General features: G+C 62.4%; 26 protein-coding genes. 15 read left to right on the top strand and 11 right to left on the bottom strand.

The features are described 5' to 3' along the window. Positions 1-42: 42 nt before the first annotated feature. A complete protein-coding gene (locus NKH95_RS23520; RefSeq protein ID WP_023810269.1) occupies positions 43-1,101 on the top strand; it encodes a glycerophosphodiester phosphodiesterase family protein in 1,059 nt (352 codons plus the stop codon). A gap of 281 nt (positions 1,102-1,382) precedes the next feature. Here NKH95_RS23520 and NKH95_RS23515 read toward each other — a convergent pair whose 3' ends face one another. Continuing rightward, positions 1,383-2,255, bottom strand: a complete 873-nt coding sequence (locus tag NKH95_RS23515; protein WP_023810270.1) for an aldo/keto reductase family oxidoreductase — start codon at positions 2,253-2,255, stop codon at positions 1,383-1,385. A 91-nt stretch (positions 2,256-2,346) separates the two neighbouring features. Between NKH95_RS23515 and NKH95_RS23510 the strand changes: the two genes are divergently transcribed. Beyond that, entirely contained in the window at positions 2,347-3,246 is a 900-nt protein-coding gene (locus NKH95_RS23510) for a LysR family transcriptional regulator (protein WP_023810271.1), read from the top strand. A 156-nt stretch (positions 3,247-3,402) separates the two neighbouring features. On the opposite strand, the gene rpsI is transcribed toward NKH95_RS23510, so the two are convergent. From rpsI to NKH95_RS23495, 3 genes are all read right to left on the bottom strand, one after another. Then, entirely contained in the window at positions 3,403-3,885 is a 483-nt protein-coding gene (rpsI, locus tag NKH95_RS23505; RefSeq protein ID WP_352442562.1) for a 30S ribosomal protein S9, read from the bottom strand. 1 nt (position 3,886) lies between these two features. Beyond that, entirely contained in the window at positions 3,887-4,351 is a 465-nt protein-coding gene (gene rplM, locus NKH95_RS23500; RefSeq protein WP_013532205.1) for a 50S ribosomal protein L13, read from the bottom strand. 216 nt (positions 4,352-4,567) lie between these two features. Beyond that, the gene (locus NKH95_RS23495; protein WP_023810273.1) at positions 4,568-5,032 is read right to left on the bottom strand and encodes a PaaI family thioesterase; all 465 of its coding nucleotides are present in this window, start codon (positions 5,030-5,032) and stop codon (positions 4,568-4,570) included. A 150-nt stretch (positions 5,033-5,182) separates the two neighbouring features. On the opposite strand from NKH95_RS23495, the gene NKH95_RS23490 reads away from it, so the two are divergent. The 6 genes from NKH95_RS23490 to NKH95_RS23465 all read left to right on the top strand — a co-directional run bounded on the left by NKH95_RS23490 (position 5,183) and on the right by NKH95_RS23465 (position 9,614). Further along, entirely contained in the window at positions 5,183-6,004 is an 822-nt protein-coding gene (locus tag NKH95_RS23490) for an enoyl-CoA hydratase (protein WP_023810275.1), read from the top strand. Positions 6,005-6,014: 10 nt separating this feature from the next. Next, entirely contained in the window at positions 6,015-6,437 is a 423-nt protein-coding gene (locus tag NKH95_RS23485) for a VOC family protein (protein ID WP_023810276.1), read from the top strand. Then, positions 6,437-7,213, top strand: a complete 777-nt coding sequence (locus NKH95_RS23480; RefSeq protein ID WP_023810277.1) for an AAA family ATPase — start codon at positions 6,437-6,439, stop codon at positions 7,211-7,213. The genes NKH95_RS23485 and NKH95_RS23480 overlap by 1 nt, the downstream gene beginning before the upstream one ends. Next, positions 7,210-7,731, top strand: a complete 522-nt coding sequence (locus NKH95_RS23475; RefSeq protein ID WP_023810278.1) for a CoA-binding protein — start codon at positions 7,210-7,212, stop codon at positions 7,729-7,731. The genes NKH95_RS23480 and NKH95_RS23475 overlap by 4 nt, the downstream gene beginning before the upstream one ends. Before the next feature lie 159 nt (positions 7,732-7,890). Further along, positions 7,891-9,171, top strand: a complete 1,281-nt coding sequence (locus NKH95_RS23470) for an O-acetylhomoserine aminocarboxypropyltransferase (RefSeq protein WP_023810279.1) — start codon at positions 7,891-7,893, stop codon at positions 9,169-9,171. A gap of 95 nt (positions 9,172-9,266) precedes the next feature. Continuing rightward, positions 9,267-9,614 (top strand): cupin domain-containing protein, encoded by a 348-nt coding sequence (locus tag NKH95_RS23465; protein ID WP_023810280.1) that lies wholly within the window; start codon positions 9,267-9,269, stop codon positions 9,612-9,614. A gap of 70 nt (positions 9,615-9,684) precedes the next feature. Here the strand turns inward: NKH95_RS23465 and NKH95_RS23460 are convergent, their stop codons facing one another. Together NKH95_RS23460 and NKH95_RS23455 are read right to left on the bottom strand one after the other, a co-directional pair. Beyond that, positions 9,685-10,401 (bottom strand): transporter substrate-binding domain-containing protein, encoded by a 717-nt coding sequence (locus NKH95_RS23460; RefSeq protein WP_031212921.1) that lies wholly within the window; start codon positions 10,399-10,401, stop codon positions 9,685-9,687. A gap of 66 nt (positions 10,402-10,467) precedes the next feature. Further along, the gene (locus tag NKH95_RS23455; RefSeq protein WP_352442570.1) at positions 10,468-11,718 is read right to left on the bottom strand and encodes a cytochrome P450; all 1,251 of its coding nucleotides are present in this window, start codon (positions 11,716-11,718) and stop codon (positions 10,468-10,470) included. A 103-nt stretch (positions 11,719-11,821) separates the two neighbouring features. Between NKH95_RS23455 and NKH95_RS23450 the strand changes: the two genes are divergently transcribed. After that, on the top strand, positions 11,822-12,925 hold the full coding sequence (locus NKH95_RS23450; protein WP_128305447.1) for an NAD(P)/FAD-dependent oxidoreductase: 1,104 nt from the start codon (positions 11,822-11,824) through the stop codon (positions 12,923-12,925). A 23-nt stretch (positions 12,926-12,948) separates the two neighbouring features. On the opposite strand, the gene NKH95_RS23445 is transcribed toward NKH95_RS23450, so the two are convergent. Beyond that, positions 12,949-14,328, bottom strand: a complete 1,380-nt coding sequence (locus NKH95_RS23445) for a pyridoxal phosphate-dependent decarboxylase family protein (RefSeq protein ID WP_023810283.1) — start codon at positions 14,326-14,328, stop codon at positions 12,949-12,951. 49 nt (positions 14,329-14,377) lie between these two features. After that, positions 14,378-14,968, bottom strand: a complete 591-nt coding sequence (locus NKH95_RS23440; protein ID WP_023810284.1) for a hypothetical protein — start codon at positions 14,966-14,968, stop codon at positions 14,378-14,380. A gap of 338 nt (positions 14,969-15,306) precedes the next feature. On the opposite strand from NKH95_RS23440, the gene NKH95_RS23435 reads away from it, so the two are divergent. From NKH95_RS23435 to hupB, 4 genes are all read left to right on the top strand, one after another. Next, complete coding sequence (locus NKH95_RS23435; protein WP_023810285.1) at positions 15,307-15,936, top strand: ATP-dependent Clp protease proteolytic subunit; 630 nt, start codon at positions 15,307-15,309, stop codon at positions 15,934-15,936. 297 nt (positions 15,937-16,233) lie between these two features. After that, a complete protein-coding gene (gene clpX / locus NKH95_RS23430) occupies positions 16,234-17,508 on the top strand; it encodes an ATP-dependent Clp protease ATP-binding subunit ClpX (protein ID WP_013532190.1) in 1,275 nt (424 codons plus the stop codon). 305 nt (positions 17,509-17,813) lie between these two features. Next, the gene (lon, locus tag NKH95_RS23425; RefSeq protein ID WP_352774760.1) at positions 17,814-20,225 is read left to right on the top strand and encodes an endopeptidase La; all 2,412 of its coding nucleotides are present in this window, start codon (positions 17,814-17,816) and stop codon (positions 20,223-20,225) included. Positions 20,226-20,522: 297 nt separating this feature from the next. Further along, positions 20,523-20,795, top strand: a complete 273-nt coding sequence (gene hupB, locus NKH95_RS23420) for a DNA-binding protein HupB (RefSeq protein WP_023810287.1) — start codon at positions 20,523-20,525, stop codon at positions 20,793-20,795. A gap of 84 nt (positions 20,796-20,879) precedes the next feature. Here the strand turns inward: hupB and NKH95_RS23415 are convergent, their stop codons facing one another. Continuing rightward, on the bottom strand, positions 20,880-21,902 hold the full coding sequence (locus NKH95_RS23415) for an aldo/keto reductase (RefSeq protein WP_352774762.1): 1,023 nt from the start codon (positions 21,900-21,902) through the stop codon (positions 20,880-20,882). 105 nt (positions 21,903-22,007) lie between these two features. On the opposite strand from NKH95_RS23415, the gene NKH95_RS23410 reads away from it, so the two are divergent. Continuing rightward, the gene (locus tag NKH95_RS23410; RefSeq protein WP_502895317.1) at positions 22,008-22,646 is read left to right on the top strand and encodes an SIS domain-containing protein; all 639 of its coding nucleotides are present in this window, start codon (positions 22,008-22,010) and stop codon (positions 22,644-22,646) included. A 3-nt stretch (positions 22,647-22,649) separates the two neighbouring features. Further along, entirely contained in the window at positions 22,650-23,393 is a 744-nt protein-coding gene (locus NKH95_RS23405; RefSeq protein ID WP_128305444.1) for a creatininase family protein, read from the top strand. Between the two features lie 53 nt (positions 23,394-23,446). Here NKH95_RS23405 and NKH95_RS23400 read toward each other — a convergent pair whose 3' ends face one another. Continuing rightward, positions 23,447-24,364 (bottom strand): carbohydrate ABC transporter permease, encoded by a 918-nt coding sequence (locus NKH95_RS23400; RefSeq protein WP_126069360.1) that lies wholly within the window; start codon positions 24,362-24,364, stop codon positions 23,447-23,449. Positions 24,365-24,370: 6 nt separating this feature from the next. Beyond that, on the bottom strand, positions 24,371-25,492 hold the full coding sequence (locus NKH95_RS23395; protein WP_128305443.1) for a carbohydrate ABC transporter permease: 1,122 nt from the start codon (positions 25,490-25,492) through the stop codon (positions 24,371-24,373). Between the last annotated feature and the right edge of the window lie 169 nt (positions 25,493-25,661).

Raw genomic sequence — 25,661 nt, 5'->3', positions numbered from 1 at the left:
GGTCGCCTATCCCGATTTCGATCCGGCAAGGAGCGATTCTCGATGCGGACCATCTGGCTGAGCCTTCTGTTTTCCTCGGCACTTGCGGCCTTTTCTGGCCAGTCATTGGCCGGCGAGACCCGCGCCAGGCAGATTCTTGACCGCTTCGAGCACGCCAACCAGTGGCGCGACCACGTCATGGTGGTCGCGCATCGCGCCGGCAGCATGCAGGCGGGCAAGACGCTCTACGCGGAAAATTCGATTGCCGCCGTGGAGGGGGCGATCGCGATGGGCGCAGAAATCGTCGAGGTCGATATCAGGCGCTCGAAGGACGGTGAGTTCGTCGTCATGCATGACAGCTGGCTCGACCGCACCACGACCTGCAAGGGCGAGGTGGTCAAATACACACTGGCCGAACTGAAGACCTGCAGGCTGGTGATCGAGGGCACCGGCGCCGTCACCAATGAGACGGTTTCGACGCTGCGCGAGATGCTCATGGCAACCAGGGACAGGATCCTCATCAACCTCGACAACAAGCTCGACGTCGGCGACCTCTCGGGCATGATCGCGGTGGCTCGCGATCTCGGCTTGGCCGAGCAGGTCATCGTCAAGGAGAATTTGTGGAACCAGGCCAGGATCACCACGGTTAAGGCCGCCATGGCCGCTATCGGCGGCGGCTTCCAGTTCATGCCGATCATCGCCGATGATGCGGTGCGTGATGCCGGCTTCGCCCGGACGGTCGACCATGCCTTTTCGCCGCGCGCGATCGAGCTCATCAACTGGCGGGCAGGCGCCGACACGCTGACCGAAGCCGGCGGGCCGCTGTTCAGCACGCGCATGCGCGCGGCCGCGGTGAGGGGCAACTGGCACATCTGGGCCGACACCTACGCCATCGCCAACAAACCGGGCGGCTTCCTGGCGGGCGGCCGCGGTGACGAACTGGCCATACAGGCCAGCCTGCCGCGCGAAGCCTGGGGTTTCTGGGCCGATCGCGGCGCCACCATCATCCAGACCGACGAGCCGAAGGCGGCCATCGGCTGGCTGGCGGCGAATGGTTTTCGCGTGCCCTATGCGGACGAGGCGCGGCCCGTTGAGCCGGCGAATACGGCCAGTATCAATTAGCAATCCGATGCTGGCGCAGTCACCCCACCTTGGGAACGCCGGCGCCATCACCCCACCCGGCGCTGCGCGCCGACCTCCCCATCGAGGGGAGGTAGGAGGTCGCGGCTATTTTCGATCCGCCGGGGGCCTGCACGACCAGGTAGTAGTCTGGATGTAAAGCGCGGCGCCCCACCTCCCCTTGATGGGGAGGTCGGCGCGAAGCGGGCGGGGTTACTGCCGAGCCCTAAAAAGGCCGTCCGAAGACGGCCTTAGCTTCCATAGCTGCATGCAGGTCCTGCGCCTCAAGCCGCCGTCGCCATCCCATCCAACTCTCCCAGCACATCATCTGAAAGTACCAGTTCGGCAGCCGCGAGGTTCTCCCTGAGATGCCCGACCGACGATGTACCGGGGATCAACAGGATGTTGGGCGCGCGGCGCAGCAGCCAGGCGAGCGCAACCTGCATTGGCGTGGCGCCGAGGCGCGTTGCGACGTCCGACAGGGTGGAGGATTGCAGCGGGTTGAAGCCGCCGAGCGGGAAGAACGGCACATAGGCAATGCCGTCCCGGGCAAGATCGTCGATCAGGGCGTCGTCGCCGCGATGCGCAAGATTGTACTGGTTCTGCACGCAGACGATCTCGGCGATCCCGCGTCCTTGCGCGATCTGGGCCGGCGTCACGTTGCTCAATCCTATGTGCCTGACCAGGCCCTGTTGTTGAAGCTCGGCCAGCACGGTGAGCGGCGCTTCGATCGATCCCTCGGCTGGACCATGGGTATCGAACATGATGCGTAGGTTGACGACGTCGAGCACATCGAGCCCGAGATTGCTGAGATTGTCATGCACCGCCTGGGTCAGCGCTTCGGCAGAAAAGGCCGGCAACCACGATCCATCCGCGCCGCGCCGGGCGCCGGTCTTGGTGACGATGACGAGATCGTCAGGGTAGGGCGCCAGCGCTTCGCGGATCAAAAGGTTGGTGACGTGCGGGCCATAGAAGTCGCTGGTGTCGATATGGTCGATCCCCTGCGCAATCGCCTCGCGCAGCACGGCCAATGCCGCGTCATGGTCCCTAGGCGGTCCGAAAACGCCGGGACCGGCGAGCTGCATGGCGCCGTAGCCGAGCCGCTTCACGGTATGACTGCCGAGCTTAAAGGTGCCGGATTGTTGGATGTTGGACATGATTGATCTCCTTTGAGGAGGCAGAGATAGGCGCTGCCCAACCTCGTGATAATCCGGTACAATCCACACAGGCCGTGCGGAATGGCGAACAATGATGGACCTCAGCGATCTGAACGCCTTCGTGGCGGTGGCGCGCGCCGGCGGTTTTCGCGATGGCGCGCGTGCGAGCGGCGGCAGCGCCTCCGGGTTGAGTGAGGCGGTGCGTCGCCTGGAAGTGCAGCTTGGCGTCAGGTTGTTCAATCGCACGACGCGCAGCGTTGTTCCCACCGAGGCGGGCCTCAGCCTGCTGGAGCGGCTCGGCCCGGCGCTGTCGGAGGTGGAGGCGGCGCTGGACGTGGTGAACGGCTTTCGCGACAGGCCGGCGGGCTCGCTGCGTCTCAATGTGCCGGTCAGCGCCGCGCGGTTGATCTTGCCCGATATCGTGCCGGGTTTCCTCGCCGCCTATCCCGGCATCCGGCTGGAGGTGATCGCCGATGAGAACTTCGTCGATGTGCTGGCGGCCGGGTGCGACGCCGGCATCCGCTATGATGAGCGGCTGGAGCAGGACATGATCGCGGTGCCGATCGGACCGCGCGTGCAGCGCTTCGCCACCGCCGCCAGCCCTGCCTATCTTGCTCGCCATGGGCGACCGCAACACCCGAGCGATCTGCTTGGCCACTCTTGCGTGCGCGGGCGCTTTGCCAGCGGTGCGATGCTGCCCTGGGAGTTCGAGCGCGACGGTGAGGTGGTGCGGGTCGATCCGACAGGGCCGCTGATCGTGCGCATCGGCGGCGCGACCGATCTTGCCGTCGATACGGCCATCGCGGGCACAGGCATCATCGGCCTCTTCGAGGGCTGGCTTCGCCCTTACTTCGAAAGCGGCGCGCTTGAGCCCATTCTCGAACCGTGGTGGCCGAGTTTTCCCGGACCGTTCCTCTATTATCCCGGCCGGCGCCTGGTTCCGGCCCCGCTGCGGGCGTTCATCGACTATATCAAGGGCGGCAAGGCCTGACCTGTTTTGTGACGGCGCCATCACCCCACCGGCACTACGCGCCGACCTGCCCGTCGAGGGGAGGTCGCGCCGCAGGCGCGGATGGGGTGACTGCCGAGCCGCAAACAAAAAGGCCGCCCGGAGGCGGCCTTTCGATGGTCTGAAGCTGCGGAGCGTTTAGCGCTTCGAGAACTGGAACGAACGACGGGCCTTCGCCTTGCCGTACTTCTTGCGCTCGACGACGCGGCTGTCGCGGGTCAGGAAGCCGCCCTTCTTGAGCACGGCGCGCAGCGTCGGCTCGTAGTAGGTCAGCGCCTTGGAGATACCGTGACGCACGGCGCCAGCCTGGCCGGAGAGACCGCCGCCGACAACTGTCGCGACGATGTCGTACTGCCCGGCGCGGTTGGAGGCGACGATCGGCTGGTTGAGGATCATCTGCAGGACCGGACGCGCGAAATAGGTCGCGAATTCCTTGTCGTTGACGATGATCTTGCCGGAACCCGGCTTCACCCAGACGCGCGCAATGGCGTTCTTGCGCTTGCCGGTGGCATAGGCGCGGCCCGACTTGTCGAGCTTCTGGACGTGGACGGGGGCCGCCGGCTGGGTATTGGTGTTGCCGGTGGCGGCGCCCAGTTCTGCGAGCGAGGAAAGCTCAGCCATCTTATGCGACCTTCTTGTTCTTGGCGTTCAGCTTGGCCACGTCGAGCACGACGGGCTGCTGGGCGACATGCGGATGCTCGGCACCTGCATAGACGCGCAGGTTCTTCATCTGGCGACGGCCGAGCGGGCCACGCGGGACCATGCGCTCAACGGCCTTCTCGACGACACGCTCGGGGAAACGACCCTCGAGCAGCTGGCGCGCGGTGCGCTCCTTGATGCCGCCTGGGTGGCCGGTGTGCCAGTAATAGACCTTGTCGGTGAACTTCTTGCCGGTGAACACCACCTTGTCGGCATTGATGACGATGACGTTGTCGCCGTCGTCGACATGCGGGGTGAAGGTCGGCTTGTGCTTGCCGCGAAGATGATTGGCGATGACGGTGGCCAGACGACCGACGACGAGACCTTCGGCGTCGATCAGGATCCACTTCTTCACCACATCCGCAGGCTTCTGCGAAAAGGTTGTCATGTTTTCTGCTCTCGGTTCTGACCTTCACGAGGGAAGGCGTTTCTTGTTGCTTGGATTGTCGGAAGGACGCTGCCCGCCGCCAATAACAAAACGGCGGCCTTTGCGGGCCGCTGCTTCGTGATGGGCTTATAGGCGAGGGTGTTTGTGGCGTCAAGGTGCACGAAACGGTGGATAGCAGGTAAAGTACTGCAAAAACAATAGTTTAGTTAAAAGGTATTATTTTACCACATCGCCATTTCGCTTTGGCGGGATCGAATAGGTGCCGGTGGCGTGCGCCACAGTGTGCCGGTCCGGGCCGGCGACGATGTCGATGTCGAACACCATCAGGCTCTTTCCGAGCTTCAGGATGCGGCAATGGCCATCGATCGGTCCGGCCTCGGCCTTGCGCACGAAATTGATGTCGAGGTTGACGGTAACGGAAAGCGCATCCGGCCCGGCATGGCTGAGCACGCAGACGTAGCCGCCAATGTCGGCCAGCGTGAACAGCGAAGGGCCGGATACGGTGCCGCCCGGACGCAAGTGCCGCTCGCCGGCGTTGAGCCGCACGGTGCAGCCGCCGGGGAACACGTCGATCGCCTCGAAATATTTGAACTGCTCATTGAGCTGCGGATAGACGGTCTCCAGCAGCGCATTGACTTGTTGCGCGGTCAGCACCGGCTTCAAATTGGTTTGGGCGGGCATGTCGGTCTCTCGTTTTTGGCCTACCTGTATGGGCGCGGCGCGGCATTTCTGACAATCTTCGTCCCCTGGTGCAAGCGATCGGTGTTGGACGAAACCTGATCCGGTATTAGATACTCTGGCAGCCCCAGCGGAATCGCGGAGACCTTATCCATGGCCGAAATCCTTGCCATCAAGCCTGCCGCCGTTGAGGGTCCGGTTGTTGCACGACTGGACAAGGGCGTGCTGCGCCTCACACTCGCCAATCCGCCCGCCAACGCCCTGTCGCTGGCGGTGATGGCGGCGCTGACGGCCGAACTCGAGCGCGCCAAGGCCGATAAGGCGGCTCGCGTGATCGTTTTGTCGGCATCCGGCAAGGTGTTCTGCGCCGGCCATGATCTCAAGGAAATGACGGCGCGCCGCACTGACGCCGATCATGGCAAGGCCTTCTTCGCGGAGACGTTTGCCGCTTGTGCGACGCTGATGCAGGCCATCGTGCGCCATCCCTTGCCTGTCATCGCCGAAGTCGACGGCCTGGCCACCGCCGCCGGGCTGCAGCTGGTCGCCAGCTGCGACCTGGCGATCGCTTCGCATGAGGCGACTTTCTGCACGCCGGGCGTCAACATCGGCCTGTTCTGCTCGACGCCGATGGTGGCGCTGTCGCGCAATGTCTCGCGCAAGCATGCGATGGAGATGCTGCTGACCGGCGAGACGATCGATGCGGCGACCGCCAAGGAATTCGGCCTGGTCAACCGTGTCGTGCCGCGCGAATATCTGAATCAGATTGTCACCAAATACGCGCAAACCATTGCTTCCAAATCATCTTTGGTGGTCAAGACCGGCAAGGAGGCTTTTTACGCGCAGGCCGAGATGGGCCTGGCGGACGCCTATGCCTATACGGGCCGGATCATGGTTGAGAACATGCTGGCACGCGACGCGGAGGAGGGCATCGGTGCCTTCATCGGCAAGCGCAAGCCGGAATGGAAGGACGAGTAAGGAGAACGTCATGGAACCGCGCATCTCCATCATCACCATTGCTACCGACGATCTCGACCGTGCGGTGCGCTTCTACGAGGCGATGGGCTTGAAGCGGCATGCCGGTATCACCGACGGTGTCGCCTTCTTCCAGATGGGCGGCGTCATTCTTGGCCTGTTCCCACGTGCCAGCGCAGAAGAGGATTCCGGCATTGCCTTCGCCGCGGCGCCATCGGCGGTCTACCTCGCCTACAACACCCGCTCCGACGCCGAAGTCGACGACGTGCTCGCCAGGGCGCAAAAAGCCGGCGGCCGCATCGTCAAGCCGGCCGGCCGGGCCTTTTGGGGCGGCTGGTACGGCTACTTCGCCGACGCCGACGGGCATGTCTGGGAAGTGGCGCACAATCCGGCCTTTCCGATCGCGGAAGACGGCACGATTTCGCTCCCCGGCTGATGGCCCATCGCAAGCAGCTGACGCGGCTCAAAGCTCCCTACCTCAAGCGTATCCTGCTTGATCCCGCGCGGGTCGAGGATTGGGAAAAATATCCCTGGAACCTGCCGCTGTTTCGCGGCCATGAGTTCGAGCTCGAATTCACCACGCCGATCACCATCATTGTCGGCGAGAACGGCACCGGCAAATCGACGCTGCTCGAGGCGATCGGCGCGTTGGCCGGCTATGATGAGGTCGGCGGCGGCAAGGGCTATCGGCCGGTGGACCATTCCAGCGCCATCGACAAGAGTGGTGCTGCATTGGCCAACACATTCCGCGGTCACTGGCTGCCGAAAGTCACCGCCGGCTGGTTCTTTCGTGCCGAATCCTTCTACTCCGTGGCCCGCTATCTCGATCAGGCAGCGCTGGAGTCTGGCGGGGCGCCGCCGGACTTCCTGTCCTGGTCGCATGGCGAGGGCTTTATCCGATTTTTCGAGGAGCGCTGCCGCAGGCAAGGCATCTACATCCTCGATGAACCCGAGAGCGCACTGTCCCCGACGCGCCAGATCGAACTGCTCAAGATGCTGCGGCGCATGGACCAGTCGGGCACCGCGCAAGTGATCATGGCGACGCATTCGCCGCTGCTGATGGCCTGTCCCGGCGCGCGGCTGTTCCGCATCAGCCGGTTCGGGCTGGAACCCGCCGACTTTCGCGACACGGACCACTTCCGCATGCTGCGCGATTTTAGCAATGACCCGGATGGCTTTCTCGACGAGGCGTTGTATGAGGACGAGGCATGATCCACGATAGTTACGACAACACCTACATCGCCGGCATCCTCAATTCGGTGAAGACCGTCGCCATGGTCGGCGCGTCCGCCAATGATGTGCGGCCAAGCTATTTCGTGCTGAAATATCTGCTGGCCAAGGGCTTTTCGGTGTTCCCGATCAATCCCGGCCAAGCCGGCAAGGAGATACTCGGTCGGATGACCTATGCCAGGCTCGCCGATATTCCGGAGCCGGTCGACATGGTCGACATTTTTCGCGCGCCGGCGGCAGTGCCCGGCATCGTCGACGAGGTGTTGCGGCTCGATCCCCTGCCGAAAGTCATCTGGATGCAGCTTGGCGTGCGCCATGACGAGGCAGCCGCGCGCGCCGAGGCCGCGGGCATCAAGGTGGTGATGAACCGCTGCCCCAAAATCGAATATGGCAAGCTGTCCGGCGAGATCGGCTGGACCGGCGTCAATTCCGGCGTGCTGTCGTCGAAGAAGCCGCTGATGCGCTCTGGCTTCCAGAGTTTTGGCGTCCGCCAGAAATAGGCGAGGGGCGAAAGCGCAAAATTATTCCGGCAAACGCCGTATTTTCCTGCCGCTTGATAGAAGGTCCTGCACGGAAGGGTATTTTCTTCTTTGCATTCGAGGCCGGGCTTCGCCAAGAATGCCCGGCGAATTTCAGAAGGTTTTTCAGGGAGGTTTTCAGTGACCCGCACGCCAGGTTTCAACACGCTCGCCGTCCATGCCGGCGCCAAGCCCGACCCGGCGACCGGCGCTCGCGCCACGCCGATCTACCAGACGACCTCCTTCGTCTTCGACGATGCCGACCATGCCGCCTCACTGTTCGGACTGAAGGCTTTCGGCAACATCTATACCCGCATCATGAACCCCACCCAGGCGGTGCTGGAAGAGCGCATGGCGGCCCTCGAAGGCGGCACGGCGGCTCTTGCGGTCGCCTCCGGCCATGCCGCGCAGGTGATCGTGTTCCACAATCTGATGCAGCCTGGCGACAATTTTGTTGCCGCCAACAAGCTCTATGGCGGTTCGATCAACCAGTTCGGCCATGCCTTCAAGAATTACGGCTGGGAGGTGCGCTGGGCCGACACCAACGACATCTCGACCTTCGAAAGCCAGATCGACGACAGGACCAAGGCTCTCTTCATCGAGAGCCTGGCCAATCCGGGCGGCACCTTCGTCGATATCGAGAAGATCGGCGACATCGCACGCAAGCACGGCCTGCCGTTGATCGTCGACAACACGCTGGCCTCGCCCTACCTGATCCGGCCGATCGAGCATGGTGCCGACATCGTCGTCCATTCGCTGACCAAATTCATCGGCGGTCACGGCAATTCGATCGGCGGCGCCATCGTCGATGGCGGCACCTTCGATTGGTCGAAGTCGGGCAAATATCCGATGCTGTCGGAACCGCGCCCCGAATATGGCGGCCTCGTCCTGCACGAAACCTTCGGCAATTTCGCTTTCGCCATTGCCGCGCGTGTGCTCGGCCTGCGCGATCTCGGCCCGGCGATCTCGCCGTTCAATGCCTTCCTCATCCTGACCGGCCTGGAAACCTTGCCGCTGCGCATGCAGCGCCACTGCGACAACGCCGTGACGGTTGCTGCCTGGCTGTCCAACCACCCCAAGGTTGCCTCGGTGAACTATCCCGGCCTGCCCAGCGACAAGAACAACGCCCTGCAGAAGAAATACTCACCACTTGGCGCCGGCGCCGTGTTCACCTTCGCTCTCAAGGGCGGCTATGACGCCGGCGTCAAATTCGTCGAGGCGCTCGAACTGTTCTCGCACCTGGCCAATGTCGGCGACACCAAGTCGCTGGTCATCCACCCGGCCTCGACCACGCACCGCCAGCTTTCCGACGAGCAGAAGGTCAAGGCCGGCGCAGGACCGGACACGGTGCGGCTTTCGATCGGCATCGAGGACGTCAACGACATCGTCGCCGACCTCGAACAGGCGCTTGCCAAGGTCTGATCTTTTTTACCCTCCTCCTTGTGGGGAGGGTCGGCGCGCAGCGCCGGGGTGGGGGTGAGCCGACGCGAAGCCGGCTCTTTCATGGAGGCAAGTTCTTGTCCGCGCATTACCTGACAATAGCGACTGACGCCGTCGAGCCTGAATCTGGCGCGCCGGCGCCGGACCGGCTGATCTCGGGCGATCCCAAATTCCGCACCTGGAATGTCGAGGAGCGCGACGGCGGCCTCTACGCCGGCATCTGGGAATCGACCCCGGGCAAATGGCGCATCGTCTATGACGAGTGGGAGTTTTGCCACATCCTGTCCGGCGTTTCGGTGATCGCGGAGGACGGTGGGCAAGCGCGCACCGTTCGGGCCGGCGACAGCTTCGTGCTGAGGCCCGGCTTCAAAGGCAGCTGGGAAGTGCTTGAAACGACTCGCAAGGAATATGTGATCAAGCTGTAGACCATGATCCCGAAAAGTGGAGGCCGGTTTTCGGGTAAAGATCATGGTCGAACAACAACAGATGTGCGGATCAAACGATGCGATCGATATCGCTGTCCGAGAATCCGTATCGCGCCATCATCTGTCGGTGCCAGTCGCTGCCCACCAATTCATCGAGGCAAGCATCGATGCGCCGGAGCAGGGCTGAATTGCCTTTGGCGATCGCGAAGGCACCGGCCGACGGCTGCTTTTCAATCGAGGGAACCTCGACAAGTCCAAGCCGCATTTCGGGCCGCCGGGTCAGATAGCCTCGATGCGCCATGGCGACGCTGGCATCGGCGTGCACGACGCCGTTGGCCACTGCGTCCGCCGCATCCGCCTGCGTTGCAAACATCCTGATCTGCCCAGGCGCAATTCCGTTGTGCAGCGCCGTAAGGTGCTGAACCTGATCGTTTATGACACCAATCAACGCTGTTCCGTCCTCGGCAATGGATTGGTAGCCGCGAAAGCCGCACGGATTGTCCACCGCGACCAGCAACCCGTCCTGCAACGCCCATATCGGCCGTGTGAAGTCGACAAGCTGCCTGCGCTCTTCGGAGAAGAACAGGCCGGTCGTCATGGTCCAACGGCCCTCGACCAACCCAGGCAGCAGCTCAGCGAATTCGGTTTCGATCGGCTTAAAGCTCGCCAATCCGAGCATGTCACCGAGCCTGCGCGCAAGCTCGACGTCACAGCCTGAGACCTCGCCCGGTGCGCCGGTGAAGCAGAATGGCGGCTCTTCCAGGAAGGCGAATTTCAACTCGGTCATGTCAGGCAAAGCGTCGCCGTCCTATTTTGCCGGAAACTGGCTGAGGCAGCCCCAGGTTCGCGATCGTCAAAAGCCGACGGCGAGCGTTTCCAGCCCATGGAAGTGGTAAGTGTCGCGGAAGCTTGGGCTTTCGGCAAGATGCAGCTTCGGATGCCGTTCGAACAAGGTTTTCAGCGACACCTGCAATTCGAGCCGGGCGAGCGGCGCGCCGATGCAGAAATGGATACCGGCGCCGAAGGAGACGTTCTTCTGGTCGGCACGGTCGGGCCGGAAAGCGAGGGGATCGGCGAAGGCGCGCGGGTCATGATTGGCCATGCCAAGCAGCAGCCCGATCGTCTGCCCCGGCTGCACGACGATGCCGGGCGAGACTTCGATCTCCTGATAGGCGTAGCGCGTGAACATGTGCAGCGGCGCGTCGAACCGCAGGCATTCCTCGACCGTTGCCGCGGTCGTCTCGGGCGAGCCGAAGAAGCGGCTGACATCGCCCCCTTGCGCAAGGATCGAGCGGACGGCATTGCCGGTCTGGTGCACGGTCGCTTCATGGCCGGCATTGAGCAGCAGGATCGCCGAGGACACCATCTCGTCCTCCGACAGCTTTTGGCCATCCTCCTGCGCCGAGATCAGCAGCGACAAAAGGTCGTCGCCGGGATTCCTGCGTCGTTCGGTGACGTAGCCACGGAGGAAATCCGCAAATTCGCGCGCGGCGCGGTTGGCCGTCTCTTCGATTTCGCGGGTGCGGCCATGCATATACATGGCAACCATCTGGTGCGACCAGTCGAGCAGTTGCGGCCCCATTTCGACCGGCACGCCGAGCATTTCGGCAATGATGGTGATCGGCAAGGGCGCCGCGAAAGCAGGCAACAGGTCGACCGTCTTGCCTGGTTCGAAACGGTCGATCAGGTCGTTGGCCAAGGCCTCGACACGCGGCCGCAGCCTTTCGACCTGGCGCGAGACGAAGGCGCGGTTGACCAGTGTTCTCAGACGCGTGTGCACCGGCGGCTCCAGTTCCAGCATCGAATTGGCTTCGAGCCCGTCGAAGGCCCTGAGATGGCTGCGGTCCTGTCCAATGCCGCGGCTGTCTGGAATGCCGGCCGGGTTCTGGCGGCCGAAGCGGCGGTCGCGCAGCAGCCGGTTGACGTCGTCGAAGCCGCCAAAGCACCAGAAGCCGAATTCTTCCCAGAAGAATGCATTCGATACGCCATGCAGGAAAGCATAGGCATCATAAGGGTTTTGAAAAAAGGCCGGCTCGTGCGGGTCGAGCCGCAGGCGTCGAGTGGCTGGATCAAAGACCAGGGCGGGTGGCGTCAATTTGCTCATGCCAGACCAATAGCGCGGCTTGCCAGCCTGGTTCCAGACCGTATGTTGGCGCCCGCAATCGAATACGTTGAGCCAGCCGACCGGCTGCGGAAAGTCTGATTTGATGAATGTGATCGTTGTCGGCGCGGGCATTGCCGGTCTCTCCACGGCGTGGTCGCTGGTCAAGGCCGGCCACAGCGTTTCGATCGTCGAGCAAGGGCCGATCCCAAACCCGATGGCCGCGTCGGGCGACCATCATCGCATCATCCGCCGCGCTTACCGCGCGGGGACCGGCTATGGCCGGCTGATCACCGAAGCCTACCAGGCCTGGGACGAGATGTGGGCCGATCTCGGCGAAAGCCATCTTGATGCGCGCGGATTTGTCTGCGTTTCGCGCGAACCGGGCGACGAGGCCGAGGAATATCGCGAGGGCCTGGAAGAAGGCAATTTTCCGTTCGAATTGCTGGAGCCCGATGCAGCAGTGAAACGCTGGCCGTTTCTCGAAGCCGGCTCGTTTCGCTACGCCTATTTCTCGACCGAAGGCGGCGCCCTGCATTGCCGCAAGATAGCCTCCGGCATGGCAAACTGGCTGCGCGCCAACGGCGCCAATGTCTACGAAAACAGCAAGGTCATCGAAGTCGACGCCGAAGCCGGCCACATCGTGCTCGAAAGCGGCGAGACGATGCAGGCCGACCGTATCGTTGTCGCCGCCGGCGCCTGGGTGCTGAAACTGTTTCCGGAACTGGACGGCGAGCTGAAGACCTATCGAACCGCACTCGCCTATGTCGAACCGCCGGCCGACCTCAAGGCCGCCTGGCGGGTGGCACCGGTTGTCCTCGATGTCGGCGGCGCGATCGACGGCTATGTGATCCCGCCCTCCGGCGGCGCCGGCATGAAATTCGGGTCCGGGCTGCACAGGGTGCCGACCAGCGACGCCGATTGGAACCGTCAGCCGGTGGCGGGCGAGGGCGAGGCGATCCGCAACCTGTTTTCGCCGCCGATCGCGCGCATCGAGGAATACAGGGTGACCGAGGTGGTCACCTGCGCCTACACCTTCACCGAAGATGAGAAGTTCTTCGCTCACGAGCGAGGAAAATGCCTGATCGTCTCGGCCTGCTCCGGCCATGGCTACAAATTCGGCGCTGCGGTCGGCCGGCGCGTTGCGGCCGCGGTGGGCGACGGCGACATCGCCGGCCTGAAGACATGGCTGCGGGCGGAAGTGGCCTGAACGCCGCCAGGTTGAAGACTCACTCAGCGATTGATTTCGTCTGCGGCGGCAATGACTTCGGACACAATCGCCTGCACGTCATCTGGGGTCGTTCGGTGATTGACGAAACACGCGCGCAGCGCGAAATGGCCGTTGATCGTCGCATTCGACAGATACACCCGGCCGCGCGCGATCACGCGGCGCAGGATCGCTTCATTGTTCTTTGAGCGGTGGCGGAAACAGACTGCGCTTAGCGATACGGGTGCAAGCTGTTCCAACTCCGGCTGCGACGCGATTGCCTGCGCCAACATCTGGGCATGGTTGAGATCGCGGGCGATGGCTTCGCGATAGGCACGGCGTCCGTGATACTGCAGCGACATCCAGAGCTTCAGCGCACGGAAGCGTCGAGAGAGTTCGATCGACTCCTCAAAGAACGCAAATGCTTCCGTAGGGTCATCGCTCAGTATCCTGACGTAGTCGTCGCTGTGCGAAAAAGTCTTTCGCGCAATGTCCGGGTGACGATAGAGCAGGCAGCCGCAATCGAGTGGCTGATAGAGCCATTTGTGCGCATCCAGTGACAGCGAATCCGCCGAAGACAACCCTTGGAACTTTTCCGGCGCCGCAAGAGCCGCCAGCCCTCCGTAGGCACCGTCGACGTGCATCCACAGCGCCTCCCTCCGGGCGATGTCTGCAATCTCGGGAAGGGGATCGATCGCACCGGAGATGATGGTGCCGACCGTGGCCACGATGGCGATGGGCATGTTTCCGGCCTCGCGGTCGACGGTGATAGCCGCCTGGAGGGCATCCGTCCGCATCCTGAATTTGTCGTCGACAGGGATCAAACGGAGATTTTTTCTACCGATCCCCAACAGCGCGACGGCCTTTGGAATGGACATGTGCACTTGCTCGGAAGCATAGATCACGCAGGGCCGCACGCCTGTTTCGTTGGCTGGTAGCTTCGCTTCCCGCGCCATCGCCAGGGCCATGAGGTTCGCCGTCGAGCCGCCGCCGCACAGGCTGCCTGTAAATCCGGGGCAACCGACAGCCTCCGCCAACCACCCGATCACGGCGCGTTCGATCGATGTCGCAGCCGGAGCCGACCGCCACGACGTCACATTCTGATTGAGCACCGCAGCCAGCAGCTCCCCCAGCGCGCCGACCGGTTCGCCGGAGCCGACGACATAACCGAAGAATCTGCCGGTTGAAGGCCGCACATGCTCCGCGATCGACTTGAAATCCTGCAAGACTTCCCGTCCGCGGCCGCTCTCCTGCCAAGGCCGCGAGAACAGTTCGGTCGTCTGTTTGCCGCTGGTCGTGGGATACGTCCGACGTTCCTCGAGGGAGGCCCAGTAACCTTTGGCAAGCGCCAAGGCTTCTTCGGCAAGGTCTGACAATTCCTGATTGGAAATTTCCAGGTCGCGCATGCCCTCAGCCCTACGGAGATCCGCTGCGACGCAGGTTACGCTATGCTCGCTAATCCTGGCAATGCCTGGGAATATGCACCCGCCGCCAGCCCGATGAACCTTCGCGAACCAGCACGCGGCGCGCGATGGTCTGGTAGGAGGCGGGAACATCGATGACGCGCCTTTGCTCGGGCTGCACCAGCACCTCCTGGGCGATCCTGTCGTACTGTGCGGGGATGACCACGCGCCGCGTGCGTTCGGGCTGGATCACCACGGTTTTGGCAACACGTTCGTAGCGCGCCTTGTGCCATACCTTGCACAGCACCTTGCGGCCATGGATGACGCGCCATTCCCAGGAGTAGCCGCCGCCATCGACCCGGACCGTGCGGTAGACGGTGCGGGTGACGGCCGGCACGATCTGGTAGGTCACTTGCGCCGGAACGGTCATCACGACGCGCTCGCGCGTGCCATAGATAGGGGCGATATAGTCGACCTGCTGGCCGGGCGGACTGATCATCACGTCTTCATAGACCGTGTCGTAGACGGCCGGACTGCGGACCGGTTCATAACATTCGACGGCGCGGCCGCCGGCCGCCGTCTGCGAAATCGTGCCAAGCATGGTCAGCCCGGCGATGGTGAAGCATGCGGTTTTCCCGGGCATGACACTCCCCCTGTTGAACTCTACGCATAAGTTCAACGTTGAATTGTAGAGGAAGCCGTTTCGGAGAAAAGCGGTTTCGGCGCATTTCGTTAAGTGACGCGGTTAAGAAACTGCTACCTTGCGCGGCCGGCCATGCGGCTCCGGACCCGCGGAAGCATCCGCCGCCGCGAATCCTTGGTCAGAAAGCTTGATTCGACTTACCCAGATGGCTAGGAGGGGTCGGCCTTGCACAAGGATGAGCCGGCATCCTATTTACGGAATAACGATCCAGAACCGATTCTGCCCGATCCGCCAGCATTCCCGGCGCCGGAATCCCACCGCGAGATAAGAGACAACTGATGAAGAACCCCGTCGAAACCTACATGAACCTCGTTCCGATGGTGGTCGAACAGACCAATCGCGGCGAGCGGGCCTACGACATTTTCTCGCGTCTCCTCAAGGAGCGCATCATTTTCATCACCGGTCCGGTCGAGGACGGCATGGCGACGCTGGTCTGCGCGCAGCTTTTGTTCCTCGAAGCCGAGAATCCGAAGAAGGAAATCAACCTCTACATCAATTCGCCGGGCGGCGTCGTCACCTCCGGCATGGCGATCTACGACACCATGCAGTTCATCAAGCCGGCCGTGTCGACGCTCTGCATCGGCCAGGCGGCTTCGATGGGTTCGCTGCTGTTGACCGCCGGCCACAAGGATATGCGCTTTGCCACGCCGAACGCCCGCATCATGGTTCACCAGCCTTCCGGCGGCTTCCAGGGCCAGGCGTCCGACATCGAGCGCCATGCCCTGGATATCATCAAGCTGAAGCGTCGCCTCAACGAGGTCTACGTCAAGCACACCGGCAAGAGCTACGAAGAGATCGAGAAGACGCTCGACCGCGACCATTTCATGACCGCTGACGAAGCCAGGGATTTCGGCCTCATCGACAAGGTCATTTCGTCGCGCGAGCCGCCTGAAGGCGCTGTGGCATAAGGGCTTATTGGCAGTTGGATGGCGGCATCACGCGCTTTTGGTGTGTCTTGCGGCATTTCGGCCACAATTGGCTGTTCCCTCGGGGGACAGGATTGCCTACGTTAAGGCTATGTTGAGTTTCGGCGGCTTAGCTTTATGCGGGGTTGTCGCGAATCATTGCCACGTTTTCTGATTTGTGTTTCGTACGGAATGCGTTGCGGGAGCCGGAACACACTGGCGGCGGCGGATTCCCGCGATAGATAGAGTATGCGCCCTTTCAGCCAGACCATCGGCGGGCGGCCATGAAAGGACATGAAAATGAGCAAGGTCGGCAACAACAGCGGCGATTCCAAGAACACGCTTTACTGCTCGTTTTGCGGCAAAAGCCAGCACGAAGTGCGCAAGCTGATCGCCGGTCCGACGGTCTTCATCTGCGACGAGTGCGTCGAACTCTGCATGGACATCATCCGTGAGGAGAACAAGACCTCGATGGTGAAGTCGCGCGAAGGCGTGCCGACACCGCAGGAGATCCTCAAGGTTCTCGACGATTATGTCATCGGTCAGCCCTATGCCAAGCGCGTGCTGTCGGTGGCGGTCCACAACCACTACAAGCGCCTCGCGCATGCCGGCAAGAACAACGATGTCGAACTGGCAAAGTCCAACATCCTTTTGATCGGCCCGACCGGTTGCGGCAAGACGCTGCTCGCGCAGACGCTGGCCCGCATCATCGACGTGCCCTTCACCATGGCTGATGCGACGACGCTGACCGAAGCCGGCTATGTCGGCGAGGACGTCGAGAACATCATCCTGAAGCTGTTGCAATCGGCCGACTACAATGTCGAGCGGGCCCAGCGCGGCATCGTCTACATCGACGAGATCGACAAGATTTCGCGCAAGTCGGACAATCCCTCGATCACCCGCGACGTGTCGGGCGAGGGCGTGCAGCAGGCGCTTCTGAAGATCATGGAAGGCACCGTCGCCTCGGTGCCGCCGCAAGGCGGCAGGAAGCACCCGCAGCAGGAGTTTCTGCAGGTCGATACGGCCAACATCCTGTTCATCTGCGGCGGCGCCTTCGCCGGGCTGGACAAGATCATCTCGGATCGCGGCCGGAAGACCTCGATCGGCTTCGGCGCGGTCGTCGCTTCGCCGGAGGATCGCCGCACTGGCGATGTCTTCCGCCTGGTCGAGCCCGAGGATCTGTTGAAGTTCGGTCTTATCCCCGAATTTGTCGGCCGTCTGCCGGTTCTGGCGACGCTGGAAGACCTCGACGAACCGGCGCTGATCCAGATCCTGACCGAGCCGAAGAACGCGCTGGTCAAGCAGTATCAGCGGCTGTTCGAGATGGAGAATGTCGACCTGACCTTCCACGAGAACGCTCTTTCGGCGATCGCCAAGCGCGCCATCGAGCGCAAGACCGGCGCGCGCGGCCTGCGTTCGATCATGGAGGCGATCCTGCTCGACACGATGTTCGAGCTTCCCGCGCTCGAAGGCGTGCGCGAAGTGGTGATTTCGGAGGAGGTGGTGACCGGCAGTGCCCGGCCGCTCTACATCTACTCCGAGCAGAAGGAAAAGAAGGGCAATGTCAGCGCCTGACATGAGCCCGCAGCGAAATTCTGGAACGGCGCCGCAAGGCGCCGTTTTGCTGTCGCGCAGGGGTTTTGCGCGGCGTACGGCTTGGCGTCGCAAATGTGTCACTCGCGGACGGGTTGGAAGTGCGGATTTGGACGCGCCCCTTGATCTTTGGGGGTCGTGCATCCAACTAACTGGAGAAGGCCGAGGTGCCCGATTTCTGTGCTGTAAAACTCCCGTCACAAACGGTGGTAGGCGGAACGATCCCCGGTCGTTAATATAAGATTCGCGGTTGGCTGATTGGCAGCCGCGACATGAAAGGTTGGACAATGGCCAAAGTATCCAAGGCACCCAGCGACGGCGTCTTCGCAGTTCTCCCACTGCGCGACATCGTGGTGTTCCCGCACATGATCGTGCCGCTCTTCGTCGGGCGTGAGAAGTCGATCAAGGCGCTGGAAGAGGTGATGGGTCAGGAAAAGCAGATCCTGCTTGCCACCCAGATGAATGCCGCCGACGACGATCCCGAGCCCGATGCCATCTTCGACATCGGCACGCTCGCCAATGTGCTGCAATTGCTCAAGCTGCCCGACGGCACCGTCAAGGTTCTGGTCGAAGGCGCTTCGCGTGCGAAAATCGTCTCGTTCACCGACCGTCCCGACTTCCACGAGGCCCGCGCCGCGGCGCTGGTCGAGCCGGAAGAGGAAGAGGTCGAGGTTGAGGCGCTGGCGCGTTCGGTCGTCACCGACTTCGAGAACTACGTCAAGCTGAACAAGAAGATCTCGCCCGAAGTGGTGGGTGCTGCCAGCCAGATCGACGACTATTCCAAGCTCGCCGACACGGTTGCCTCGCATCTCGCCATCAAGATCCCTGAGAAGCAGGAAATGCTGGCCACGCTCTCGGTCAAGGAGCGGCTGGAAAAGGCTATGGGCTTCATGGAAGCCGAAATCTCCGTCCTGCAGGTGGAGAAGCGCATCCGCTCGCGCGTCAAGCGCCAGATGGAGAAGACGCAGCGCGAATACTACCTCAACGAGCAGATGAAGGCGATCCAGAAGGAACTCGGCGAAGGTGAGGACGGCCGCGACGAGGCCGCCGAGATCGAGGCGCGCATCAAGAAGACCAAGCTCTCCAAGGAGGCCCGCGAAAAGGCGGAAGCCGAGTTGAAGAAGCTCCGGACGATGTCGCCGATGTCGGCTGAATCGACCGTCGTGCGCAACTATCTCGACTGGATCCTGTCGATTCCGTGGGGCAAGAACTCCAAGGTCAAGCAGGACTTGGCTTTTGCGCAGAACGTGCTCGACACCGATCATTTCGGCCTCGACAAGGTCAAGGAGCGCATTGTCGAGTATCTCGCCGTGCAAAGCCGCCAGAAGAAGCTGAAGGGGCCGATCCTGTGCCTCGTCGGCCCTCCCGGCGTCGGCAAGACCTCGCTCGGCAAGTCGATCGCCAAGGCGACCGGTCGCGAATTCATCCGCATGGCGCTTGGCGGCGTGCGTGACGAGGCCGAGATCCGTGGTCACCGGCGCACCTATATCGGCTCGATGCCCGGCAAGGTCATCCAGTCGATGAAGAAGGCCAAGAAGTCCAACCCGCTCTTCCTGCTCGACGAGATCGACAAGATGGGCCAGGACTTCCGTGGCGATCCGTCATCGGCGTTGCTCGAGGTCCTCGATCCGGAACAGAACTCGACGTTCATGGACCATTACCTCGAGGTCGAATACGATCTGTCGAGCGTCATGTTCGTGACGACGGCGAACACGCTGAACATCCCGGCGCCCTTGATGGACCGCATGGAGATCATCCGTATCGCCGGCTACACCGAGGACGAGAAGATCGAGATCGCCAAGCGGCACCTGATGCCGAAGGTGATCCGCGATCATGCGCTGCAGCCGAAGGAGTTTTCCGTCGGTGAGGACGCGATCCGCGCCATCGTCCAGACCTACACCCGTGAAGCGGGCGTCAGGAGCCTGGAGCGCGAGCTGATGAAGCTCGGGCGCAAGGCGGTGACCGAAATCCTGAAGACGAAGAAGAAGACGGTGAGCATCACGGCGGAGAACCTCTCCGAATACCTTGGTGTGCAGCGCTACCGCTTCGGCCAGGTCGAGGCTGACGATCAGGTCGGTGTCGTCACAGGTCTTGCCTGGACGGAAGTCGGCGGCGAACTGCTGACGGTCGAAGGCGTCATGATGCCCGGCAAGGGCCGCATGACGGTGACCGGCAATCTGCGCGACGTGATGAAGGAATCGATTTCGGCGGCGGCCTCCTATGTCCGCTCGCGCGCCGTCGATTTCGGCATCGAGCCGCCGCTGTTCGACAAGCGCGACATCCACGTGCACTTGCCGGAAGGCGCCACGCCGAAGGACGGCCCGTCTGCAGGTGCTGCCATGGCGACAGCCATTGTGTCGGTACTGACGGGTATTCCGGTCCGGGCGGATGTGGCGATGACCGGCGAGATAACGCTTCGCGGCCGCATCCTGCCGATCGGCGGGCTCAAGGAGAAGCTGCTCGCCGCACTGCGCGGCGGCATCAAGAAGGTGCTGATCCCGGAAGACAATGCCAAGGACCTGGCGGAGATTCCGGACAATGTGAAGAACGGCATGGAGATCATTCCGGTCTCACGTGTCGGCGAGGTGTTGCGCCACGCGCTGGTGCGTATGCCGGAGCCGATCGAATGGGTCGAGCCGGTCAATCCGCCGGCCGCGACAGACAGTGCCGACGACGCTGGAAAGTCCCTGGCGCATTAGAGTTCCGGGCGTCCATCTGGACGCGCAAAGGACGCTCTAACGCTCAGACTTGCGCATGGCCCCTGCCGAAAACCGGCTACGGTTTCGGGGCCATGTGTTGGTTTTCGTCAAGGTTGCAGCGCACAAACGGAGAGCCGGGCCTAGCGCCCGGCTTTTTCATGTGAAAAACCCAGCATTTCCGGGCTTTTTCCGCTTTTTTCCTGCCTTTTCGACTTGGTTGCGGCAACGCTTCTTTCTAAAGTCCGTTTCCTGCCGGATGAGTCGTTAGTTCCGGTGTTCTCATGGAAGGGAATTTTTATGAACAAGAACGAACTGGTGTCCGCTGTCGCCGACGCCGCGAGCATTTCGAAGGGTGACGCGCAGTCGGCGGTCGATGCGGTATTTTCCACCATCACCGGCGAACTGAAGAAGGGCGGCGATGTCCGGCTTGTCGGCTTTGGCAATTTCACCGTGTCAAAGCGTGCCGCCTCGACCGGCCGCAATCCTCAGACCGGCGCCGAAGTGAAGATCCCGGCGCGTACCGTGCCGAAGTTCTCGGCCGGCAAAGGCCTCAAGGACGCAGTCAACTAAGCGTTTTTTCTTTTCAGAGACCAGAAAAGCCGGGCTTGCCCGGCTTTTCATTTTTGTGCCAGACGCTGACGCGACGGCGGCCGGCTATGCGGTCGGCGCTTCAGGGCGCATAAGGCCTTCCTTCTTGAGATCGGCCCAAAGGGCTGCGGGCAGTTTCGCATCGAGCAGCGAGCGATTGCTCTCGACTTCGCTCGGCCGCTGCCCACCGGGGATCACCGAAACGACTGAAGGATGCAGCAGCGGGAATTGCAGGGCGGCCTCGATCAGCCTGACACCATGACGCTTGCAGACGCTCTCGATGCCGGCGACGCGGTCGAGGATGTCCTTCGGCGCTTCGGAGTAGTTGTAGTAGGCGCCGGGCTTCGGTCCGGTCGCCAGGATGCCGGAGTTGTAGGGGCCGCCGAGAACGATGCCGATGCCGCGTGCCTGGCAGAGCGGCAGGAAGGACGTCAGCGCCTCCTGTTCCAAGAGCGTATAGCGCCCGGCCAGCAGGAACAGGTCGAAGTCCCCGCGCTCGGCCAGCGTCTGCGCGACCTGCCACTCATTGATGCCGCCACCGAACGCCTTGATCACGCCCTGGTCGCGCAGCGACAGCAAGCCGTAATAGCCCGAGCGCATGAACTCCTCGATGCGCCGGTCGGAGGCCTCCTTGCTGCCATGGGTGAAGATGTCGACATCGTGCACGAAGAGGATGTCGATCCGGTCGACGCCGAGGCGCTCAAGCGAGGCTTCGAATGAGCGCATGACACCGTCATAGCTGTAGTCGTACACCTCGCGGCGCGACGGCGTGTCGAAGAATTTGCCGATGCCGGTGCGCTCTTCGGGCGGGCAGGCACGCATGATGCGGCCGACCTTGCTCGACAGCACATAGTCGTCGCGCTTCTTGCCGCGCAGGAACGGGTTGAGCCGCGTTTCCGAGAGGCCGAGCCCATAGAGCGGCGCGGTGTCGTAGTAGCGGCAGCCGGTCGCCCAGGCGGCCTCCAGCGTGGCGTTGGCGTCCTCGTCGGAGACGGCACGGTAGAGGTTGCCGAGCGGCGCCGTGCCGAAGCCGAGCTCGGTGAAACTGATGCCGCCATTGCCGATGCGGTCGAAATGCCGTGTCTTCATATGCTGCCGTTTGCCTCGTTTGATTTGTCTGACATGACACTATCATGCCTGTGGTCCGGCAAAAGCATCGCTGCGCGTTGGACACGCATTTTCGCGGTTGCTAGCATGAACGAAATCAAGCTGTTCGTAGCAGCAAGAGCGGCAAATCCCAGGGTAATTTTCAATGGCAGGTTTGCGGTGAGCAACAAGAGCAAAAGCCTGTTCGAGACCGCGCTTGAGGAGCTCGGCGGCGTGCTGGCACGCATCGACGAAAGCCGGATCGACGCCGCCTGCAAAATGCTGGCCGGCGCGCGACAGATCGTCGTCTATGGCTGCGGCCGCGAGGCCTTGCAGGTCAAGGGTTTTGCCATGCGGCTCTACCATTTGGGCCTGCCGGTTTCCGTGGTCGGCGACATGAACACACCGCCGCTGGGGCAGGGCGATGTCTTCCTGGTCAGTTCCGGGCCGGGAGAGACCTCGACCGTGCTGACCTTGATGCAGGTCGCGCGCCAAGCAGGTGCAACCAATCTCCTGTTGACCGCCCAGGCCGAAGCCAGCGCGGCAAGGCTTGCCGACTTCACCCTGCTCATTCCCGCGCAGACCATGGCCAACGATCAGGGGGCGCAAAAAACATCGGTCCTGCCGATGGGCTCGGTGTTCGAAGGCGCACTGTTCCTGCTGTTCGAGGTGATGGTGCTGAAGCTCAGGGAATTGATTGGCGCGTCGCCTGAAGCAATGCGCGCCCGCCACACCAACATGGAATAGATCATGCGCTACGAACTGATGCTGCCACACCAGATCCGCAGGGCGATCGCCGAGAATTGGCCGGTCGCTCTGCCGCTCGGCGTGCTCGAATACCATGGCGAGCACATGGCGGTCGGCATGGACACGCTGGCCGTCGTCAAGACGCTGGAGCTGTTCGAGAAGGAGAGGGACGTCGTCATCCTGCCGCCGTTCTACTACGGTGCGGCGAGCTACGCGGTGGCGCCGCCGGAAGGCAGCGGCTCGGTGCAGGTCGGCGGCGCTGCGCTGGCGCCGTTTGGCGAGGAACTGTTCTACAGCCTGCTGCGCATCGGCTTTCGCAACATCCACGCCATCATCCACCACCAGACCGAGAATTTCGCCGCCGGCATGCCGACCGATCTGGCGTTCAAGACCGCCGGCCGCCAGGCGATCTTCCGCTTTCTCGAAAAGGAGCGCGGCGAGGGCTGGTGGGGTTCGCAGGCGATGGCCGACTACTATTCCGGGCACGCCGCGGGTGAAAATTTCTTCAACTGGGTACAGGTTCATCCGCTGATGCCGGCTGACATGAACGGCAAGTACCCGTTCGACCATGCCGGCATCGGCGAGACATCGCTGATGCTGGCGCTATGCCCGGAGGCGGTGGACGCCGGTCACTTCGACGACAACAAGAGCTGGTATACGGCGAGCGCCAAGGATGCTTCGGCTGAGCTTGGGCAGAAGGGTGTGGCTATGATCCTCGATCACCTGCGGATGATTCTAGGGGCCTAGCGCGGTCTTCCTTCTCCCACAAGACAATGGGGAGAAGGGAAGAGGCCGCCCTGCTACTTCACCGCTCCCGCGGTCATGCCCATGATCAGATAGCGCTCGAGCGCTATGCCGATGACGGCGAGAGGCGCGATAGCCGCCGTGGCGAGCGCTGCCATCGACCACCAGTTGATGCCTTGCGAGCCTGTCTGGCTCGCCACCATGACCGGGATGGTCTTGGCGTCGGTCGAGGTCAAAAGGGCGGCGAAGAAATACTCGTTCCAGCACAGCACCATCGCCAGGATGAAGGCGGCGACCATGCCCGGTAGCGCGATCGGCATGACGATGCGGAAGAAGGCGCCCCAGATCGACAGCCCGTCGACAAGTGCGGCTTCCTCGAGCTCGACCGGGATCGAGTTGAACTGGTCGCGCATGATCCAGATGACGATCGGCAGCACCATCAGCGTGTAGAGCAGGATCAGCCCGATGCGCGTGTCGAGCAGGCCGACCTCGCGGTAGAGCACCAGGAAGGGTAGTGCGAGCACCACCGGCGGCAGGATCAGCTGCGACAGGAAGAAGAACGAGATGTCCTCGTTCTTGAACCAGGCGAAATGATAGCGATAGCGGGTGAGCCCGTAGGCGGCGAGGCTGCCGATGACGATGGCGAGGCTCGACGCGCCGACCGAGGTGATCACCGAATTCATGAAGCGCTTGAGGAATTCCTCGCGCACCGTCGAGGTCTGGAAGATCGAGTCCGGCGACAGGCCAAGCGAGCGCCAGCCTTTCCAATCCGGCTGGAAGTCGACGAAGGGAATGAGATGGCCTTGCGTGACATCGACCGCCGTTTTGAATGAGGTCGTGATCGTCCAGTAGATCGGGAACAGGCAGATGAACGCCCAGAAGGCCAGCGCCCCATAGATGAAGACGCGGCTGGCGAGGAAGCTCGCCGGCGAGCGGATCTCCGAGGCGACATATTCGGTGGTCTGAACGCTCATCTCAGCTCAATTCACATTTCGGACAAAACGGTTGGCAAATTTCAACAGCCACGTGACGAACACGACGATGATCACCAGATAGGCCATCGCCAGCATGGTTCCGTAGCCGACATTCGAGCGGTCGCGATATTCGCGGTAGATGAAGCTCGACACGGAATCAGTGGCGCCGCCGGGGCCGCCGGACGTCACCGTGATGATGATGTCGGCAAGCTTCAGCTTGAAGATGATGCGCAGGATCACCGCCGTCACCGACACCGGCAGCATCAGCGGAAAAGTGACCTGCCAGAAGGTCTGCCACGCACTGGCGCCGTCCACGCGTGCGGCTTCGAGCACCTCGCGCGACATCGCCTGCAGCCCGGCCAGCAGCATGATCATCATGAACGGAATGAAGGTCCAGGCATCCAGTATCATGATCGATATGCGCGCGATGATCGGGTCGGAGAAGAAGGCCGGATTTTCCCAGCCGAGATGGCGCGCCAGCGTTGCGGCCGGTCCGAACCGGTATTCCATCAGCGACTTGCCGATCATCCACGACACGGCGACCGGCGACAGCATCAGCGGCATCAGGAAGACGACGCGGAAGAATTTTCGCGCCCGGATCTGGGCGTTGAGGAGCAGCGCCAGGCCGAAGGCGATGACATATTCGACCGCCACCGCCAGCACATAGAGCACCATGTTGAACAGCGCGTTGCGGTAGTAGGGATCGGCCAGCATCTGCCAGAAATTGTCGAGCCCGTTGAACTTGCGGCCACTGAAGGAACTGAGGTTCCAGTCGGTGAGGGCGATGTAGAATCCGAACAGCGTCGGGAAGATCACCATGGCGATGGTGAACAGCAGCGCCGGCAGCAGGAACAGGGCACGCTGGCCATCCTCGCCGCGCGTCAGCACCTGGCCGGCGCCGATCGCCACGCCCCACAGAACATAGGCATAGACGACGGGGCGCCAGGTCTCGAAGCCGATCGTATCGGCGCTGCCCTTGTAGAGGATCTCCAGCACGATCGTCGCCAGCAGGCCAAGCGTCGCAACGGCCATCAGCGCCCAGCCAAGGCGTTTGCGGCCTGGAGAGATCAGATCGGAAGGGCCGGCATCTGCCGGCCACTGGTTCGCGGTCGAAGTCTGGTCAGCCACAAATCTCGCCCGTTTGAAGGCTCTCGAGGAGCCGGAGCCGGTCTAAAGTGGTGGGGGGGGGGGGGGGGGGCGCCGGGGATTTGGGCGGAGGACAAACCCGCGCCGCCTTGTTTTGCGGTGTGTTGTTTTGGGGGGGGGAGTGGTGGGTGAGCGGGGGTAGAGGGTTAAA

The sequence above is a fragment of the Mesorhizobium sp. M0848 genome, from assembly GCF_040319805.1.
Classification (GTDB): Bacteria; Pseudomonadota; Alphaproteobacteria; order Rhizobiales; family Rhizobiaceae; genus Mesorhizobium.
This window is presented reverse-complemented; position numbering and strand designations above follow the sequence as displayed.

Excerpts from the sequence above, each read along its gene's own strand:
- NKH95_RS23520 (WP_023810269.1), top strand. The coding sequence starts at position 43 with ATGCGGACCATCTGGCTGAGCCTTCTGTTTTCCTCGGCACTTGCGGCC.
- NKH95_RS23515 (WP_023810270.1), bottom strand. The coding sequence starts at position 2,255 with ATGTCCAACATCCAACAATCCGGCACCTTTAAGCTCGGCAGTCATACC.
- NKH95_RS23510 (WP_023810271.1), top strand. The coding sequence starts at position 2,347 with ATGATGGACCTCAGCGATCTGAACGCCTTCGTGGCGGTGGCGCGCGCC.
- rpsI (WP_352442562.1), bottom strand. The coding sequence starts at position 3,885 with ATGGCTGAGCTTTCCTCGCTCGCAGAACTGGGCGCCGCCACCGGCAAC.
- rplM (WP_013532205.1), bottom strand. The coding sequence starts at position 4,351 with ATGACAACCTTTTCGCAGAAGCCTGCGGATGTGGTGAAGAAGTGGATC.
- NKH95_RS23495 (WP_023810273.1), bottom strand. The coding sequence starts at position 5,032 with ATGCCCGCCCAAACCAATTTGAAGCCGGTGCTGACCGCGCAACAAGTC.
- NKH95_RS23490 (WP_023810275.1), top strand. The coding sequence starts at position 5,183 with ATGGCCGAAATCCTTGCCATCAAGCCTGCCGCCGTTGAGGGTCCGGTT.
- NKH95_RS23485 (WP_023810276.1), top strand. The coding sequence starts at position 6,015 with ATGGAACCGCGCATCTCCATCATCACCATTGCTACCGACGATCTCGAC.
- NKH95_RS23480 (WP_023810277.1), top strand. The coding sequence starts at position 6,437 with ATGGCCCATCGCAAGCAGCTGACGCGGCTCAAAGCTCCCTACCTCAAG.
- NKH95_RS23475 (WP_023810278.1), top strand. The coding sequence starts at position 7,210 with ATGATCCACGATAGTTACGACAACACCTACATCGCCGGCATCCTCAAT.
- NKH95_RS23460 (WP_031212921.1), bottom strand. The coding sequence starts at position 10,401 with ATGACCGAGTTGAAATTCGCCTTCCTGGAAGAGCCGCCATTCTGCTTC.
- NKH95_RS23455 (WP_352442570.1), bottom strand. The coding sequence starts at position 11,718 with ATGAGCAAATTGACGCCACCCGCCCTGGTCTTTGATCCAGCCACTCGA.
- NKH95_RS23450 (WP_128305447.1), top strand. The coding sequence starts at position 11,822 with ATGAATGTGATCGTTGTCGGCGCGGGCATTGCCGGTCTCTCCACGGCG.
- NKH95_RS23445 (WP_023810283.1), bottom strand. The coding sequence starts at position 14,328 with ATGCGCGACCTGGAAATTTCCAATCAGGAATTGTCAGACCTTGCCGAA.
- NKH95_RS23440 (WP_023810284.1), bottom strand. The coding sequence starts at position 14,968 with ATGCCCGGGAAAACCGCATGCTTCACCATCGCCGGGCTGACCATGCTT.
- NKH95_RS23435 (WP_023810285.1), top strand. The coding sequence starts at position 15,307 with ATGAAGAACCCCGTCGAAACCTACATGAACCTCGTTCCGATGGTGGTC.
- clpX (WP_013532190.1), top strand. The coding sequence starts at position 16,234 with ATGAGCAAGGTCGGCAACAACAGCGGCGATTCCAAGAACACGCTTTAC.
- lon (WP_352774760.1), top strand. The coding sequence starts at position 17,814 with ATGGCCAAAGTATCCAAGGCACCCAGCGACGGCGTCTTCGCAGTTCTC.
- hupB (WP_023810287.1), top strand. The coding sequence starts at position 20,523 with ATGAACAAGAACGAACTGGTGTCCGCTGTCGCCGACGCCGCGAGCATT.
- NKH95_RS23415 (WP_352774762.1), bottom strand. The coding sequence starts at position 21,902 with ATGAAGACACGGCATTTCGACCGCATCGGCAATGGCGGCATCAGTTTC.
- NKH95_RS23410 (WP_502895317.1), top strand. The coding sequence starts at position 22,008 with ATGAACGAAATCAAGCTGTTCGTAGCAGCAAGAGCGGCAAATCCCAGG.
- NKH95_RS23405 (WP_128305444.1), top strand. The coding sequence starts at position 22,650 with ATGCGCTACGAACTGATGCTGCCACACCAGATCCGCAGGGCGATCGCC.
- NKH95_RS23400 (WP_126069360.1), bottom strand. The coding sequence starts at position 24,364 with ATGAGCGTTCAGACCACCGAATATGTCGCCTCGGAGATCCGCTCGCCG.